This is a genomic window from Planococcus sp. 1R117A (genome assembly GCF_051417975.1).
GTDB classification, from domain to species: domain Bacteria; phylum Bacillota; class Bacilli; order Bacillales_A; family Planococcaceae; genus Planococcus; species Planococcus shenhongbingii.
Window position 1 is genome coordinate 1 of record NZ_JBPRLO010000011.1, and the last position, 16924, is coordinate 16924.

The 16924-nt window shown below is 43.7% G+C and carries 16 protein-coding genes and 1 riboswitch; of the genes, 3 read left to right on the plus strand and 13 right to left on the minus strand.

Annotated features, from left to right (window positions below; genetic code table 11):
* Nucleotides 1–129 precede the first annotated feature (129 nt).
* Nucleotides 130–879 (minus strand): type I methionyl aminopeptidase, encoded by a 750-nt coding sequence (map, locus tag ACSFXN_RS19095; RefSeq protein ID WP_437151803.1) that lies wholly within the window; start codon nt 877–879, stop codon nt 130–132.
* A 130-nt stretch (nt 880–1009) separates the two neighbouring features.
* Complete coding sequence (gene thiT / locus ACSFXN_RS19100) at nt 1010–1585, minus strand: energy-coupled thiamine transporter ThiT (protein ID WP_437151804.1); 576 nt, start codon at nt 1583–1585, stop codon at nt 1010–1012.
* Between the two features lie 96 nt (nt 1586–1681).
* Nucleotides 1682–1781, minus strand: a riboswitch (TPP riboswitch).
* Between the two features lie 140 nt (nt 1782–1921).
* On the opposite strand from thiT, the gene ACSFXN_RS19105 reads away from it, so the two are divergent.
* Both ACSFXN_RS19105 and ACSFXN_RS19110 read left to right on the plus strand, forming a co-directional pair.
* Nucleotides 1922–2998: a M20 family metallopeptidase gene (locus ACSFXN_RS19105; protein ID WP_437151840.1), complete on the plus strand. Its 1077-nt coding sequence runs from the start codon at nt 1922–1924 to the stop codon at nt 2996–2998.
* A 62-nt stretch (nt 2999–3060) separates the two neighbouring features.
* Complete coding sequence (locus tag ACSFXN_RS19110) at nt 3061–3195, plus strand: hypothetical protein (RefSeq protein ID WP_437151805.1); 135 nt, start codon at nt 3061–3063, stop codon at nt 3193–3195.
* Between the two features lie 284 nt (nt 3196–3479).
* Here the strand turns inward: ACSFXN_RS19110 and ACSFXN_RS19115 are convergent, their stop codons facing one another.
* From ACSFXN_RS19115 to ACSFXN_RS19130, 4 genes are all read right to left on the minus strand, one after another.
* Entirely contained in the window at nt 3480–4388 is a 909-nt protein-coding gene (locus ACSFXN_RS19115) for an SGNH/GDSL hydrolase family protein (RefSeq protein WP_437151806.1), read from the minus strand.
* 12 nt (nt 4389–4400) lie between these two features.
* Nucleotides 4401–5630, minus strand: a complete 1230-nt coding sequence (locus tag ACSFXN_RS19120; protein WP_437151807.1) for an aminopeptidase — start codon at nt 5628–5630, stop codon at nt 4401–4403.
* Entirely contained in the window at nt 5627–6787 is a 1161-nt protein-coding gene (locus ACSFXN_RS19125; RefSeq protein ID WP_437151808.1) for a DEAD/DEAH box helicase, read from the minus strand. The genes ACSFXN_RS19120 and ACSFXN_RS19125 overlap by 4 nt, the downstream gene beginning before the upstream one ends.
* A gap of 414 nt (nt 6788–7201) precedes the next feature.
* On the minus strand, nt 7202–8671 hold the full coding sequence (locus ACSFXN_RS19130) for an MDR family MFS transporter (RefSeq protein WP_437151809.1): 1470 nt from the start codon (nt 8669–8671) through the stop codon (nt 7202–7204).
* Nucleotides 8672–8846: 175 nt separating this feature from the next.
* On the opposite strand from ACSFXN_RS19130, the gene ACSFXN_RS19135 reads away from it, so the two are divergent.
* A complete protein-coding gene (locus ACSFXN_RS19135; RefSeq protein ID WP_437151810.1) occupies nt 8847–9698 on the plus strand; it encodes a TetR/AcrR family transcriptional regulator in 852 nt (283 codons plus the stop codon).
* 36 nt (nt 9699–9734) lie between these two features.
* Here the strand turns inward: ACSFXN_RS19135 and ACSFXN_RS19140 are convergent, their stop codons facing one another.
* The 7 genes from ACSFXN_RS19140 to cydS form a co-directional block, all read right to left on the minus strand.
* Nucleotides 9735–11186 (minus strand): amidase family protein, encoded by a 1452-nt coding sequence (locus ACSFXN_RS19140; protein ID WP_437151811.1) that lies wholly within the window; start codon nt 11184–11186, stop codon nt 9735–9737.
* Nucleotides 11187–11265: 79 nt separating this feature from the next.
* Nucleotides 11266–11415, minus strand: coding sequence for a Fur-regulated basic protein FbpA (gene fbpA / locus ACSFXN_RS19145; RefSeq protein ID WP_437151812.1), 150 nt, complete (start codon nt 11413–11415; stop codon nt 11266–11268).
* 153 nt (nt 11416–11568) lie between these two features.
* Nucleotides 11569–12336: an ion channel gene (locus ACSFXN_RS19150; RefSeq protein ID WP_437151813.1), complete on the minus strand. Its 768-nt coding sequence runs from the start codon at nt 12334–12336 to the stop codon at nt 11569–11571.
* 199 nt (nt 12337–12535) lie between these two features.
* Complete coding sequence (locus ACSFXN_RS19155) at nt 12536–13633, minus strand: LLM class flavin-dependent oxidoreductase (RefSeq protein ID WP_437151814.1); 1098 nt, start codon at nt 13631–13633, stop codon at nt 12536–12538.
* Nucleotides 13634–13959: 326 nt separating this feature from the next.
* Complete coding sequence (locus ACSFXN_RS19160) at nt 13960–14928, minus strand: tRNA dihydrouridine synthase (RefSeq protein WP_437151815.1); 969 nt, start codon at nt 14926–14928, stop codon at nt 13960–13962.
* A 127-nt stretch (nt 14929–15055) separates the two neighbouring features.
* The gene (rlmD, locus tag ACSFXN_RS19165; RefSeq protein WP_437151816.1) at nt 15056–16420 is read right to left on the minus strand and encodes a 23S rRNA (uracil(1939)-C(5))-methyltransferase RlmD; all 1365 of its coding nucleotides are present in this window, start codon (nt 16418–16420) and stop codon (nt 15056–15058) included.
* A gap of 385 nt (nt 16421–16805) precedes the next feature.
* Complete coding sequence (gene cydS, locus ACSFXN_RS19170) at nt 16806–16916, minus strand: cytochrome bd oxidase small subunit CydS (protein WP_436837167.1); 111 nt, start codon at nt 16914–16916, stop codon at nt 16806–16808.
* Nucleotides 16917–16924: the final 8 nt, after the last annotated feature.

Here is a 16924-nt window from a genome sequence, read left to right on the forward strand (position 1 = left end):
AGCCGTCCAAGTATTCGTTGACCAGGTTCATTTTGAATTCTTCGCTATATTTTGACATAGAAAAACACCCCAAAAGTTAGTTTTTAACTCTAACTTTTGGGGTGCAGCACCTAAAGGGTCTTTTTTTTATCAATCTATTTTTGTCAGTAAAATCGGCTCGCCTTTTGTAACAAGCACAGTATGCTCAATTTGGGCGACAAGAGACTGGTCAGGAGTGATGAACGTCCAGCCGTCTCCAGATTCTACAATATGCTCAGATTTCTGCGAAATGAACGGCTCTACAGCCAGGACCATTCCTTCTTTTAATATAGTGGTTTCCCAAGCATCATAATAATTCAAAATATGCTGAGGAGCTTCATGCAATGATTTTCCAATTCCGTGGCCAGTCAGGTTCTTGATAACAAATAAGCCTTGCTGTTTAGCTTCACGTTCAACTGCTTTGCCGATCTGGTTCAATTTTGCGCCAGCCTTTACTTTTGACATGGCACGATCAAATGCCGAAGCAGCCACTTCACAAAGTTTTTCTTTTTCAGGATGTCCATCCCCTACTACAAAAGAAATGCCCGTATCTGAAAAATAGCCTTCATAGGATCCTGATACATCAATATTGACCATATCGCCTTCATTGATGACCCGTTTTCCTGGCATGCCGTGTGCCACTTCCTCGTTCACACTGATGCAAGTATAGCCCGGGAAATCATATTCCGATTTCGGACCTGAGACGCCGCCGAGTTCTTCAAACATTCGGCCGCCCATCTCATCGAGTTCTTTTGTGGTGATGCCCGGCTTAGTGGCAGCTCTCATCGCATCACGAATTTCAGCGACCATTCGGCCGGCTTTTTTTAGCATTTCAATATCTTTTTCTGTATTGGCTATCATTTAATACCCTTCTTTCAACTTGTCTAACAAAAATTATACCATAAGAAAAGAGGACTATCATAACGATAATCCTCCTACAGGCTGATGATATGCTCTCGACAGGTATTTTACGAAAGCTCAGTAATTCCATTTAAGCTTTTGTATCTACCAGTTTAGGGGCAGCAGCAAAAAGTGCGGAGCAGACAAAAGCCGCGAGCAGAAATACCGGAATCATATAGGTGGCATTATAAACTGCTGAATAGATAAAAACATTGCCTTCTGCAAACATGCCAAAGAATAAGATGCCCGTAATTACGTGAGTAATATAACGCAGGAGAGATCCAATAAACAGCCCAATTACTACTGCAGTAATCATGCCGCCAGTGCGATGCTCTCTGTAAGCCTGCAAGTATCTTCCACGCATCATACCAGCAAGGCCAACTACTCCGTAGGCGACCAGATAATCCAGGAGCACTTGCATCACTACAAAACCAAACGAAAGCGGCGTAACTGAAATGACTCCTGTGACAATTTGCAGCAAGCCTACAAGAAGACCGGTTAATACCCCTGCCAGAACGCCTCTTCTAAATGCTATCAAGACGATGGGAATCATTACAAAGCTGACGGAACCGCCCTGTGGCATTTTAAACGCCACAAAATCCAGCACATAGCCAAGCGCTCCGAAAATCGCTATTTCCACCATCAATAAAACTCGTAAATTTCTCATGACTTCCTCCTTATGTGTTATGCACATCACCAGAAGGGCCGCAGAAAAAAACCATATAAAAGCGGCGCCAGGATAGATCCTGGCGCCGCGTTAAGGGCAGGTTTCCATCCACATCCCTGCGCAAGTGTTAACTTACAGGTTCGAAGGGTAAGAACAAAATGTTCACTCTCAGCAATAAGCTCCCCTTGTGGTGTATACATTATTTCGCTAACACTTGTATTGTACACAAATATCGTCCTTAAAGCAATATCGTTTCAAGCTCTATCGTTAGGGTATACTTTTAATAACCGTAAAATTTGAAAGGTGGTGCAGGCAGTTAAACAAAGCTGCCAAATGATGATTCATCTGCTAAAGGATTTGATTAAAATTGAAAGTGATACAAAAGAAGGAGCGAACGAAGCCCTTCTTTTTTGTGCCGACTGGCTGAAAAACAACGGGCAAGACATCAAAGTCCATGATAACGATGGCTACCTGATGCTGACAGCCATTAAAGGCCAAGGAACCAAAACGATTGTTTGGAACGGACATGTCGATGTTGTGCCCGGACATGCCGAACAATTTGTTCCTATGGAAGAAAGCGGCCGAGTTTACGGCCGCGGAGCTGCTGATATGAAAGCGGGAGTTGCTGCTATGATGCAGGCTTTTGTGGAGTTAGATGAAGGCAAGCTTAATCAGATTGTCCAATTACATATCGTCACCGATGAAGAAATCGGCGGGCGCAATACGTCAAAATGGCTAGTGGATCAAGGTTATCATGGAGATTTTGTTATTTGCGGGGAACCCACCGGCTTGAAAGTGGGTCTGCAATCTAAAGGGATACTGCGGATGGATTTGACTTTCAAAGGCAAACCCGCACATGGCAGCCGGCCTTGGGAAGGCATCAACGCCATTGAATCTGCCATGAAATTCCACATGGCCATGGCAGAATTGCCGTTCCGAAAAGAATCCACGGAGTATTACGAACAACCGTCTGTTAATCTGCCAATTATCAATGCCGGCGAACGCTATAATGTAGTTCCTGAAATCTGTCATATGTCTTATGATATCCGCTTTATACCAGGGCAGGATAAACAAGAAATCATCCGGCAAATGGAGGAGCTTTCCGAAACTTTAAATATTGATATGGAATATAAGGCGAGCGGTTCAACGCCGGCTCTGACCACTTCAAAAGAGAATCCGTTTATACAAACCTTGCAAAAAGCCATTAAACAGACGACCGGCAAAGAGTCGGTATTGTTCGGCCAGCACGGAGCTGCCGATACCCGCTATTATGCGTCTGTGAACGGCGGTGAAGGAGCTATAGAGTTTGGCCCTGCCGGAGATGACTGGCATGGCAACGCAGAATTCGTCCTAGTCTCCAGTATCCACGATTATAAGGAAGTTCTTATTTTATTAGCCCATTCTAATGCCTAGGTTTATAAAAATAGAAACAAGGGAAACTAGTTTATACCTCACTTATGATAGGAGAGATAGATATGAAAATAAGTCGTCTTGTAAAAACTGCTATTAAAATAGCACCCGTTGCTTATCCAATTATCCGCAAAGCAATGCAAAAAAGTAAAAAAACCGGAAATACCAGCCAATACAAAACTCCACAGGCCAAACGTTAAAAATAACAAAGGGGCTGTCCAAATAAGTCTAATATTAGACTTATTGGACAGCCCCTTGCTTTTAATAAAGCGTAGGTTAATACTATTGCTCCTGCATTGCACCTGCATCGCTGCGCTAGCTTCGGTGCAGAAAAAACCGCCGCTGCGCTAGCTTCGTCGTAAAGGAGTTGTCCCAAATTACTTTTGGGACAACTCCTTTATTATGCATATTCGGCATGAATGGCCAGTCGGTGAAACAACCATTAAGAGAGATGGCAAAGCCTTCGTTTGATAAAAGGCTGTTTTCAGACATAAGGCACAACTTCACGCAGCGCTAAATATTCGACTTCCATCTTCTCAGAAGGACGCATCGAGGTCACGCCATCAATCGTCGCGCTTCTTTCTTCCCCGCCCTGCTCCAGTATTTGCAACATTTCTTCGAATGTTTTAGGAGCAGCCGCTGGCAATTCCTTATCTTCTAATTCCCAGCCATTTTGATATTGCTCTAAAAAAGCGTTCGCCATCGCTTGATAGCCTTTTATATTGGGATGGACATCTGCCGAATTTGGAATTTTATCAATTGCATTTTTTCCAAATGATTGATCTACAGAAACAAATTGCGCCCCTGCTTTTTCTGACGTTTGCTTTAATATGGCGTTAAGTTGGTCAAGCTGTTTTCCAGTACCTTGTTTTTGCGTATCCCGGACATGAGGATAAGCAAAATAATAACCCATTATATACAGGTCTGCTTGAGGAGCCGTCTTTTTCAGCTCGGCAATAATAGCTTCCAGATTAATCCGGGCCTTGTTTAAAGCAAAATCTACTTGGATTTGCTGAAATGCTAATGAGCCTTCTGCTGGATTTGATTGGATTAACGGCAGGAGATCATTCGCCCCTGCAGACAAGGTAATGATGTTGGCAGAAGCGAGTACTTCTTTAGCTTCGGGTGACTGAATCCGTTTCAGCACATCTTCTGTTGTAAACCCTGGAAATGCCAGGTTTTTCGTATAGAAAGCAACCGGTTGATGGCGCGCCAATTCTTGCGCAATCAAATCCGAATAACCTGCATCAATTTGAGAATTTGGCGTTTGCCCTGCTGCTAAAGAATCGCCAAGTGCGATATAAACCGCCGGAATTCTCACTTCCGCTTGCACCGGCATCGATCCACTGATCAAAAAGGCAGTAGCCAACATTGCTGTCCAAAATTTCTTCAAATTGCTCACCTCTTAGAATGCCCAGTTTCCATTACGGAAAATCGGCTCTTTTGTCCCATCTTCCCGAATGCCGTCAATGTTCATTTTTGCGCTCCCAATCATAAAGTCTTCATGGACAATGGAAGTATTCAATCCGATTGACTCTAATTGCGTCCGTTCCAAATCACGTGCCCCTTCACAGCAAGTAGGATAAGAATCACCGATTGCCAGATGGTTTGAAGCATTTTCGTCAAATAATGTATTGAAAAACAAAATATTGGCATTCGATATTGGTGATTGGTGCGGAACTAGAGCAACTTCACCTAGATAAGCCGCTCCTTCATCCGCAGTTATCATCTCATCAAGCAATTCCTGCCCTGACGCTGCTTGTGCTTTGACGATTTTCCCTTTTTCGAATGTCAAAGTAAATCCATCGATGATATTGCCTTGATAGACAAGCGGTTTAGTATTGCGTACCACTCCTTCTACACCATATTTCAAAGGAACTGTATAAACTTCCTCGGTCGGCATATTGGCGATAAACGGATTGCCTTGCGGTGTTTTCGAAGCTCCAGACATCCAAATATGCTTTTCAGGAAGAGCAATCGTCAAATCCGTTCCAGGCGCTGTATAATGCAGCTTCTCGAATCTTCTATCATTTAACAAACCTGCGCGCTTTTCTAAAGTGTTAATATGTTCTTGCCATTTTTTCACAGCATTGCCTTCTCCGATGCGCACTGTCTTGAAAATCGCTTCCCAAAGAGCTTCCATCTGCCGGTCGCTTTCAAGCTCCGGAAAAACTTTTTGTGCCCATTTCTGGGAAGGAATCGCAACAATTGACCAGGCTACTTTATCTGATCCTACTGCCTGACGGTAGCGCTCCAAAGCCTTTCCTGAAGCTTTTTGTGAGTCAGACAGGCGTTTTGCCGAAATCCCCGTCAATAAATCCGGATCTTCTGCGTCAATCCATAAGAACGATCCACCAGTATTGATGACTTCGTCCCGTTGAACTACCGACCATTCCGGATACTCAGTGAAAGCTTCATCAGGCGCCATTTCAAAATGGATTCTTGTTTGAACAGGATCGGCGTAATTCACATAAACGCGTTTTGCTTCTGCTTCGTATGCTTTTTTTACCACGAGACGGGTAAACTCAATCGTATCAACCGTTGTATTAATCATGATGGTTTGGTTTTTTTGGACGTTCAATCCTACGTAAACAGTAAGGTCTGCATACTGCTCCAATTTTTCTTGGAAAGTCATCGTTTGTTCCCCTTTTCTGACATTGTTTTACTGTTTCCTTCAATCAACTGACCGCCATGAAGAATTTTCTGAACTGGTTTTGAAGGCAGTTCTTTCGTGAATTTCTTATAATGGCGCTCATCTTGATAAGCTAGTAATGTCAGAACTTCACCGTCTGCTCCTGCCCGCCCTGTCCGGCCGGAACGGTGCAAATACTGGTCTACCGTTTGTGGGACGTCCACGTGGATTACATGCGTCACTGCATCAATATCCAAGCCGCGCGCAGCCACTTCCGTCGCAATCAGTACGGAAACTTCTCCTTTTCGGAATGACTCAAGCGCTTTTTTACGTTCTTCTTTTTTCATTTCAGAGTGCAGTGTAACTACTTTCGCGTCACGGAATTTCAGTTTATCTTCTTTCATCAGCAGCTGATCAAGATTATTGACGAAAGCCAGTGCTTTCACACCGTCGATATGCGAAATTCTGCGAAGCATATCGGTCTTGTCACGTTCTTCCACTTTAATGAACGAATGCGTCACTTTCCCGAACATTGGCAAATCCTCTGCAGTTACCTGAATGCGCGTCGGATGCTGCATCAGACGATCCGCTACCAACTCCACTTCTTCTGTTATGGTTGCTGATACAAGAACCAATTGACGGTCATGCTGTGTTTTTTCAATCAAGTCTTTCATGATATTGCGGTGCTCACGGGCCATCAATTGATCGCCTTCATCCAAAACCAGCATGCGTATTTCATGCATTTTCAACTTTTTGGTTTTGACCAATTCATTTAAGCGGCCTGGTGTCCCTACTACAATCGTCGGTTTTTTCTTTAATTTTTCCAATTGGCGCTGCACGTTGGCTCCGCCGATCAGTTGGGCGACTGTTACATCGGTACCTTCTGTCCATTCGCGCAGAACATTGACAATCTGCATGGATAACTCCTGAGATGGGGCGATGATCATCGCTTGAATTGCTGGTTTTGCCGTATTCACACGCTGTAAGATTGGCAATACATAAGCCAAGGTTTTACCAGAGCCTGTCGGAGATTCAGCAACGATGTCTTTGCCAGCGAGCATTTCCGGAATCATTTGTTCTTGAATGGGCATGGCTGTTTCAAATCCTGCCTTATTCCATTTTTCTTGCCAAATCGGATTTAATTGTTCTATAAAGTTCATATCTTATTCCACCTTCTTTTCGATGCTAATAGTGTACCATATTTGGCGTTTCACCGCTTTTTTAAAAAGAAAAGCGCAAGCACCGGTCTAGCCCTGACAAGCGCTGGAGGCCTTGGCGGTAATGGCGTCATTTGCCATTGCTGCCGAGGCTGAAGCGACTCGAGGGGCTGGGCGCTGAAGCTGGACAATCAGAAAAGCGCAAGCGCCCAAAAGCTGAAGCTAACCTAAGTGCGCGACATTCTGTCGCACCGGTTACCTGACCCGCTTAGCGGGCCCTCGACGGGCATAAGAGAGACCGGCGAAGCGGCATGTTTTCAGCCGCATAATCAGATCAGCTTTGGTTCCTCAATTTCTGAGCCTTGGAATCCAAAAATGAAAAAGCTGGCCCAATTGCTTGGGCCAGCTTTGGCTTTCCTATTCAGTTACTTCTTTGCGTTTATAAACTATTTCCTTTTCAGCTTCGGAAACTGGGCGAACCGGTTTCTTGATGAAGATGGACAGCGCTAAAGCGACAAGCGCAATGAATGTCGAAACAAAAAACGCGAAGTTGATGCCATCAAGCATCGCTAAATTTAAAATGCTTGCCGGATCGGTTCCATTGGCAGCTAAATCCTTTGCAGTTGACTCGGTGCGTACATTCATAATCGAAATCAAGAAAGCCGAACCGACGGCTCCTGCTACTTGCTGAAGCGTATTGTTGATGGCAGTACCATGTGGATATGATTTCATCGGCAAAGTGTTCAAGCCGTTTGTCATGACCGGCATCATGACAAGAGAAATCCCTAACATGCGAATTGTATAAATCAGCATGATGTTGAAAAAGCTCGATTCCAAACTTAATTGACTGAACATATAAGTGGTCGCCACTACGATAGCCAACCCGGGAACGGCCAGTACTCTTGCACCGAATTTATCGAACAGGCGGCCCGTAATTGGCGACATAACCCCCATCACGAGTGCTCCCGGAAGCATAAGCAGCCCTGATTCAATTGGCGATATGTCTTTGATTGTCTGAATATAGATTGGCATCAAAATCATTGCCGAGAACATCGACATTGAGATTGCCACTGAAATGGCGGATGACAAAGCGAACATCGGATATTTATAGATTCGGATTTGAAGCAATGGTTCATCCAATTTTAGCTGTCGGAACCCGAAAATAAGCAATGAGACAATTCCAATGGCGATTGTTAGCACTACAACAGGATCAGTCCAGCCCATGGTCCCTGCTGAACTGAATCCATATAGAATGCCGCCAAACCCTAAACTTGAAAGTGCGAGTGATAATTTATCCAAAGACAGGTTTCTGTCCTGGAAAGTTAAGTTTTTTAACTTGAAGATTCCCAAAGCAAGTGGAATCAACGCAATCGGCAGTACAATCCAGAAGAGGACGCGCCATGAATAATGTTCAACGATGAATCCTGACAGTGTAGGCCCGATTGCTGGAGCCACTACCATCACGAGGCCAAAAAAACCCATTGCTGATCCACGTTTTTCAATCGGGAAAGCGGCCAGCATGACGTTCATCAATAACGGCATCATCAATGCCGAACCGGCTGCCTGCACCATCCGGCCAATCAGCAGCACGCTGAACACCGGTGCTATTGCAGCCAGTAAAGTTCCTAATGCAAACAAAGACATGGCCACAATAAATATAGAACGGTTCGAATAGCGCTGGATAAAATATGCACTCGCTGGAATCAAAATACCGTTGACCAACATATAACCGGTCACCAGCCATTGCACCGTTGAAGCGGTAATATTCAAGTCAATCATGATTTCAGGCAAAGCAATATTCAATAATGTCTGGTTAAAGATTGCCACAAACGCCCCTGTAAACAAAATTGCTATTATGCCATAAGGCGGTTTTTTCTGTTCTGTCATTCTTTTTATTCCTCCGTAATTTCTTGCCGTTATTTTAATGTTTTTTCTCCATTGCACAATTCTATACCCACAGTATATTTTTATCAAGCAAAATATACCGACAGTCCAAAAACATTGATTTAAAAGTACTTACAGGCTACTATGGAACTAGACTAATAGTATAAAGGTGAAAAATATGAATCTAAAAAAACAACAAATCATCAATGCCGCTTATTCTCTGTTCATCAACAAAGGATATAATTCTTCTTCTATTCAAGACATTCTGGATGAAGCAGGCGTGTCAAAAGGCACTTTCTATAATTATTTCACTTCGAAGACGGAATGTCTGATAGCCATCATGGAATCGATTGGCAGCGAAATCCGCCAAAAGCGAATGGCAGCTGCAGTCGGCAAATCAGTGAACGATTCCGAAGTTCTTGCCGAGCAATTGTGCATCCGAATACGGCTTAACCGGGAAAAAAATCTTTTTTCACTATATGAAAGCATTTTTTATTCTCAAGACGAAGAGCTGAAAAAGTTTGCCAAAGAAACATATATTAATGAATTAAACTGGATTAAATTTCGCATAACAGAAGTATTTGGAGAAGAAGCTGAACCTTATGCTTTAGAAAACGCAGCAGTGGTGCATGGATCCATTCAACAGCTGATCCATATTTGGAAGCTTGGCACAGAAGAAGACCTGCCCACTGATGAATTGGCCTCGTTTGTGATTAGGCGCTTGAAAGCGGCAATCACTCAGCAAATCAAGTCGGGTGACCGGTTTATCAGAGAAGCAAGTATTTCCAGCGAAACACCAGCAGAAAAGCTGTCTTTAGAGGAACTAAGCAAAAAGCTCAAACAGCTGTTGCAGGATGAGGAAGAAGATACAAGGCAGCTGATCAGCTTTTTAGCGGAGGAGTTAGTTGCAGAAACTCCCCGCAAAGCGTTGATGGAAAGCGTTTTATCTACTTTGACTCAAAGTAATGCATACGAACACGAACTGGTAATGGCGTTCGAACAAGTTTGGAAAGAACTTCAGCAAATGTAAAAAGAGGCTTCGCCGCAATTGGCGATGCCTCTTTTCTTATGGTTTTCTTCGGCCTTTTGCTGCTTGTTCCAATGCATAAGCATATTCAATCAGCGCAGGTTCACTGAAGGCATATCCCGTAAAAGTGATGCCGAAAGGTTCGTTTTCGGCTGAGAAGCTGAAAGGTACGGTAATAGAAGGAAATCCTGCCGCCGCTCCGATATTGCAGCCGAAATCTTGAGGCAACACAAGCGCATCCGCCCCAATTTCATTTAACGTGCTGTTGATTCCCTGTTCAGCTGCTAAAAAGCGGTTTCGCTCCAAAGCCTCGACATATTCCCGTTCGTTCAGCTTCCCGCTCATGCCGTTTGCTTGTTCCATAAGGTTTTGGCCAAACTTCAACATGGTTTCTTCATGCTCATTGTTAAACGCAATCACGTCATCCATTGAACGGATCGGATTTTGCGGATTGGATTTTGCCAGATACGCATTAAGGTCCGCTTTAAATTCATGCAGCAAAACCGCAAACCCTAAATCCCCTTGGTCGGCTCCGAGGTCTACGTTGTCGATAATCTCTGCCCCGCATTCGCGCAGCTTGTCCATGGCTTTTTCAAACTGTTCCGATTGGTCCTGGGAAACCCCTTCTTCGAACAGCGCTCTTGGCACGCCCAGTTTGATGCCTTTCAACCCATCTTTCTTGAAATGCTGCGTCCAGTCATAGTCTTCAAACTGCTTTGCAAAGATTGTGATAGGATCTTCCGGATCAAAACCGGTCATTGCCGCAAAAACTGTGACAGCGTCTTCTACTGTGCGTGCCATTGGTCCAGGAATATCCTGGGTATGCGACAGTGGAATTATTCCATTGCGGCTGATCATGCCGACAGTCGGTTTGAGGCCGACCAAGCTATTGTGAGCGGCTGGATCGATGATCGATCCGGATGTTTCCGTCCCGAGAGCGGCTGCCGCTAAATTTGTGGCAGCGGCTACTGCAGAACCTGAACTGGAGCCTCCGACATCGAATGGTCCATAGGGGTTCTTTACCTGCCCGCCGCGTGAACTATAGCCATTGGGCAGTTTATCTGACAAGAAATTTGCCCATTCGGTCATATTTGTTTTACCAAGTATGACCGCACCTGCTTCGCGCAATTTGGCGACTATTGTGGCATCCTCCAGCGCATAATGGTCTTTCAGTGCAAGCGATCCTGCACTGGTATGCATTTTATCTTTAGTATTCATACTGTCCTTCACTAAAATCGGGATGCCGTGAAGCGGTGAGCGCACTCCCATATGCTGCCGTTCAAAATCAAGAGCTTGTGCAATGTGCAAAGCATCCGGATTGATTTCCAAGACAGCATTGGTATTTTTATCACGAAGCGAGATGTTTTCCTTGTACATCAATACAAGTTCTTCTGATGTAATTTTTCCATCAGCCAGTTCCAGCTGCAATTCTGCAATGGTTTTTTCATCTAATTGGTTGAGCCGGTATTCTTCTAATTTTTTATGATGCATACATTTTCCTCCGTTTTCTCATTTATCGAATCTGCTTTCCAGTTAAATCTCTGTATTGAAAAAAGCCGGAAGCTCCGGCTTACAGTTCTTCTGTATATGTTTTCATCAATTCATATAAGGATAGTTCGTAGAGCTGTCTGCCATGAATTTTAAAGACATTTTGCTCTACCAGCTGTTCAATGATGATTGATCGTTTATCTTCAAATTTAGATTCTGGTATTTGTTCCATCTTGTTCTTTCTCTCCTTGTTACGTTCTCTCTCCTCTCTACCCTGTAAAGCGCTTTCATAAAACCTGAAAAGCCATTTATTTGTGTTTCTTTTTTCACTTTTTTGGATTGAAAACCACAAAGCAAAAAAGATGTGCGGAACATACTTTTCTCTCTATTTCAGAATTGAATCCACAGCCAATTTTGCAATTGTAGCATTTGAAAGAATAAAATTATCCACTTTCACATGCGAAAAGTTTGGAATATGCTCTTCGCGCTCTACTTCGACGGTTGTATGCACTCCAGGCGATATGCGTTCAACCGCGCAAGCAATCATTAGAGATTTCCCGTCTGCCAGGACTTGATCATCAATTTTATCATCGGAAAATATTAATAGCGCATCAGCATGCTGTACATTGGCTTTGTTCAAAACATCGCCGTCAGTCGCGCGCCCTCTAACAAAATGAATCCGATCATGAATTTCCTTCGCCTTTTCAATCGTATCAATTACATCAATCTCCACTTTGGAATCTCTTGCTAATATTTCTTTAATCGCATTTTCCGCTTTATGGGACCAATCAATGATGACGATATGATTTTTTCCTTCGTACATCAAACCACCGCTTTCTTTCTGTCGTCTGTATAAGGTTATGCTGTCAATCGCTTTGCCAATGAATGTAGCGAATAATCCAATGCCAATGATGTATAAGAAGATAATAGTGAATACTCTGCCGAGAATAGTTGCAGGGAAAAAATCACCATAACCGACTGTTAACATTGTCGTCATCGTAAACCACAAAGCGTCAAAATGTGACAGGAACGTTTCCGGCTCAATCCATGGCAGCAACAATGTGCTGAGCGCTATCAGGATGACTGTACACGTTGTTAAAATCAACCATGAAAGATTAGTCGCTTTAAAATACAATTTCTTTAGGATAATCATCTTGCCATCTCCCGCTCTGCTTGTATCGTCAGAAAAATTTTTTTCTTACTCAGTATACTCTTTTCTTTATTTGAAACTCATCATTTTTATTAAATAAACATACAAAAAACCGATACCTGTTTATGGCTATCGGTTTTTATCAAAGTTAATTTTTAATTTTTCTCCTGCTATTTTTTGAAGTGAATCCTGCCTGTTATAATCACGAGATAGAAATCATGTCGGTATCTTGTTTTTCGTCATTGCCGATTGCTTTATTCAGTCTTGGTATAACTTCGGTTGCCAGCAATTCGATATTTCTCTCTACTTTATGGAATGGAACTCCGCCAATATCAACTTGCGCCAAAAAACGTGTATGCCCAAATAGTTCATGCTGGCGGAGAATTTTTTCTACAACTTGTTCAGGGCTTCCTACAAACAAGGCTGTTTCCGGACTAGCTAATTGTTCAAAATCACCTCTGGACATTCTTGTTCCCATCCCGCGTTGTCGATTGACATAATTCCAATAGTTAACATAATAAGGGTAAAACTCATCCATTGCCTGTTCGGTCGTTTCTGCCAGATAAGTATGCCCTGTCACAGCGACTTTTAATGCATCCGCTGTATGTCCCGCTTCCATTCCTGCTTGGCGATAGATGTCAACAAGCGGCTTAAACCGCAAAGGATCTCCACCTAATATGGCTAAAGCCATTCCGACTCCCAATTTCCCTGCACGTTCAGCACTTTCAGGAGTCCCACCAACGCCAATCCAAATTGGCAGTTGTTTTTGTATTGACCGGGGGGCGATTTCAGCTTCCGTTAATGCAGAACGGAACTTTCCTTCCCAAGAAACAATTTCATTTTCACTCAGTTTTAAAAGCAAATCCATATGCTCGCTGAAAAGTTCGTTATAATCATTCGTGCTGTATCCGAAAAGTGGAAACGATTCTACGAAAGCTCCCCGGCCTGCTATAATTTCGGCACGGCCATTTGAAATCAAATCTACTGTAGCAAAATCTTCGTATAACCGAACTGGGTCGAGCGTGCTTAATACACTTGTGGCACTTGTTAATTTAATATGCTCTGTGGCATAGGCAATAGCAGACAATACTACTGCAGGAGAAGAAACTGCATAATCCAATCGGTGATGTTCCCCAACTCCGAAGATGTCAAGGCCGGCTTCATCAGCTAATTTTGCCGCTTGAATAATTTCGTCCATTCGTTGCTTGGCACTGATCGTCTTTCCTGTAAAAGGGTCCGGACCTATATCTGCCAGTGTATATACACCTATCTCAATGCTATTTTGTTTTTTTGCAGTCAATAAAATCTCTCCTTCTCAAATAACTGACTTTACAAGTCATTCATCTTTTCTTCCTTCTTGTTACTTTATATAACTAAGTTTATAATCGTAATAAAATAATGTCAAGTAATCATTTTTATTATTAAAGCTATTTTATTGATATTATGAAGACAAAGTGTCTAATATTTTTTGGACCTTAGCAAAAAATAGTATTGGGTATCCGATAAAATATAAAAAAATCCCGGATTCCAATAGGAACCCAGGATTTTATTATTTTCGGCCTAAAAATGACCATTTGCTATTTAATCACCCAACTAGTTTTAGCCAAGCTAATTTTGCTGCTGTCATCATTGAACATGGTTCAATTCAAAGTTATCAAGCAAGGTACGTACTTCAAGAGTTGACTTTGTATTCATTAATTGATTTCTTAATTCACCTGCTCCACGGAAGCCTTTGACATATATTTTAAAGAAGCGGTGAAGCCCTGTAACTGAACGCGGCAATTCTTCTATATAGTGATCATGAAGATCCAGCTGCAATCTTAGAAGATCAAGGTATTCCTTACTGCTATGTTCTTTCGGTTCTTTTTCAAAGGCAAATGGATTTTTAAAAATCCCGCGTCCGATCATAATGCCATCCACTCCATACTGTTCCACGAGCTTAAGACCCGTTTGGCGGTCTGGGATGTCACCGTTAATGGTAAGCAGCGTATTGGGCGCAAGGCGGTCACGCAATTCCTTAATTTCTGGAATTAGCTCCCAATGTGCATCTGCTTGGCTCATTTCTTTTCTCGTCCGTAAATGGATGGAAAGGTTGGCAATATCCTGTTCCAATATATGTGCAAGCCAGTCTTGCCACTCGTCTAACTCTGTATAGCCAAGCCTTGTTTTTACACTAACAGGCAGTCCCCCCGCTTTTGCTGCCTGGATAATTTCCGCCGCAACATCCGGACGGAGGATAAGGCCGCTGCCTTTGCCTCTCGATGCCACATTCGGCACTGGACAGCCCATATTAATATCGATGCCTTTAAAACCCATCTCTGCCATACCAATGCTCATTTGACGGAAATGTTCAGGCTTATCTCCCCAAATATGTGCCACCATTGGCTGTTCATCTTCTGTAAAAGTCAAACGCCCACGCAAACTTTTCTTGCCTTCTGGATGACAATAGCTTTCCGTATTCGTAAACTCTGTAAAAAAAACATCCGGTCTGCCTGCTTCGCTTACTACATGACGAAATACAACATCCGTCACATCTTCCATTGGGGCAAGTACGAAGAAGGGTTTCGGCAAATCCTGCCAAAAATTTTCTTTCATCTTCTTACAAATCCTTTCGTTTGAAAACAAAAGCAGATGATTTAAAAATACAATCCGTACTTTTAAATAGTCTACTTTTATCTCACCACATATTAAATTAGATATTAACGGATATCTTAAAAGTAGGTTACTCAGCTAATTCCAGCCAAGCCACCGCTTCACAATGCGTAGACTGTGGGAACATATCGACCGGCTGCACTTCCTGTGTGCGGTAGCCGCCATCTTCCAAAATGCGTAAGTCACGGGCCAGCGTTGCCGGGTTGCAGGAAACATAGACTACCCGTCTTGGGCGCTGCTTCAGGATAGTTTGCAGCAGCTGTTCATCACAGCCTTTCCGCGGCGGATCGACCATTAAAACGTCTGCTGTCTTGCCTTCTTTATACCAGCGTGGAATCACTTGTTCTGCAGGTCCTGCTTCGAATAAAGTATTTGAAAAGCCGTTTAGCTCGGCATTGCGCTTGGCGTCTTCAATTGCCTGGGGAACGATTTCAACACCCATCACAAATTTTGCGCGTTCTGCTAAGAACAACGAGATTGTACCGATGCCGCAGTAAGCGTCTATAACGGTTTCGTCACCTGTCAGCTGTGCATACTCCAAAGCTTGTCCGTACAATACTTCAGTCTGTTCGGGATTCACTTGATAAAACGACCGGGCAGAAATTTCGAAACGCACATCGCCGATGCGGTCTTCAATGACATCTTTGCCCCATAGCGTCACTGTTTCATTGCCAAAGATGACGTTGGTCTTTTCGCCGTTGACGTTCTGAACGATGGATGCGACTTCCGGCACGAGCGAACGGATCAGTTCCACAGCACGTTCTGCCTGAGGAAATTTCTTTTTCTTCGTCACAAGGACGACCATGATTTCACCGGTTGCGCGTCCTTTGCGAACCACAACATGGCGGAGCATGCCGCGGTGCTTTTCTTCATCATAAGGTTCGATGCCCATTTGATGTAAGCTCTTTTTCAAGCCAGTCATAATGGCATCCGCTTCCGGGGTCTGGATAATGCAGATATCGGTGTCTGCAATATTATGGGAACGTGTCTGGTAAAAGCCCGCCACTACGCGGCCATTCTCTGTACCGAAAGGAATCTGAGATTTATTGCGGTAACGCCACGGATTTTCCATGCCTTTCACAGGATGGACCGGCACATCCGGCAATTTCCCGATGCGCGTGATGGCATCGCGGACCAGTTTCCGCTTGAACGTCATTTGGCCCTCGTAAGACAAATGCTGGATCTGGCAGCCGCCACATGTATCGAATACCGGGCAAGGCGCCGTTACACGAAACGGTGACGCTTGCTCGATTTCTATCAATTTTGCAAAACCATAAGACTTTAGAGTTTTCAAGACATGGACCTGAACATCTTCTCCCGGCAAGGCGCCGTGGATGAAAAGCGGATAGCCGTCGACTTTGGCAACGCCTGCTCCGTCATGCGTCAAATCCTCCACATGAACAAGCAATCGGTCATTTTTTTGTACTGGTTTCAATTCGTTCACTCCATTTCACATTGCTATATTGTATCACAAAAGAAAGGCGAAAGTGACCGTTTAGATTCGATCGGCGTAAGACGCTTTGGCGAAGCGGCGTGCCTTCAGCCGCACAGCCGGAGTGGCTTATGTCCCGAGAATCTGGTCACTGCAGTTAGACATGAAAAGTGGAAGCGCCTTTTCAGCTCTGACGGGCATAAGACAGACCAGCGAAGTGGTGCTCTTTGCCACGCAGTTGGGCTGGATTATGTCCTGAAGAGCTAGGCGCTGCAGCTAGACATGAAAAGCGGAAGCGCCTGTGCCAGGCACGACAGGCTTAACACTGGCATCGTAAAACTTTAAAGGCAACAAAAAAACGCGGCAGGCCTAAGCCTGCTCGCGTCTATTATTTGTCTTCTTTTGTCGCGAGTCCATCTTTCAGTGAAAACCAGAAGCCAAATCCAATAGCTCCAAATAACACTAAAAACGGCGCATAAAATATTAAGAAATCCGTCATTCTGTTTC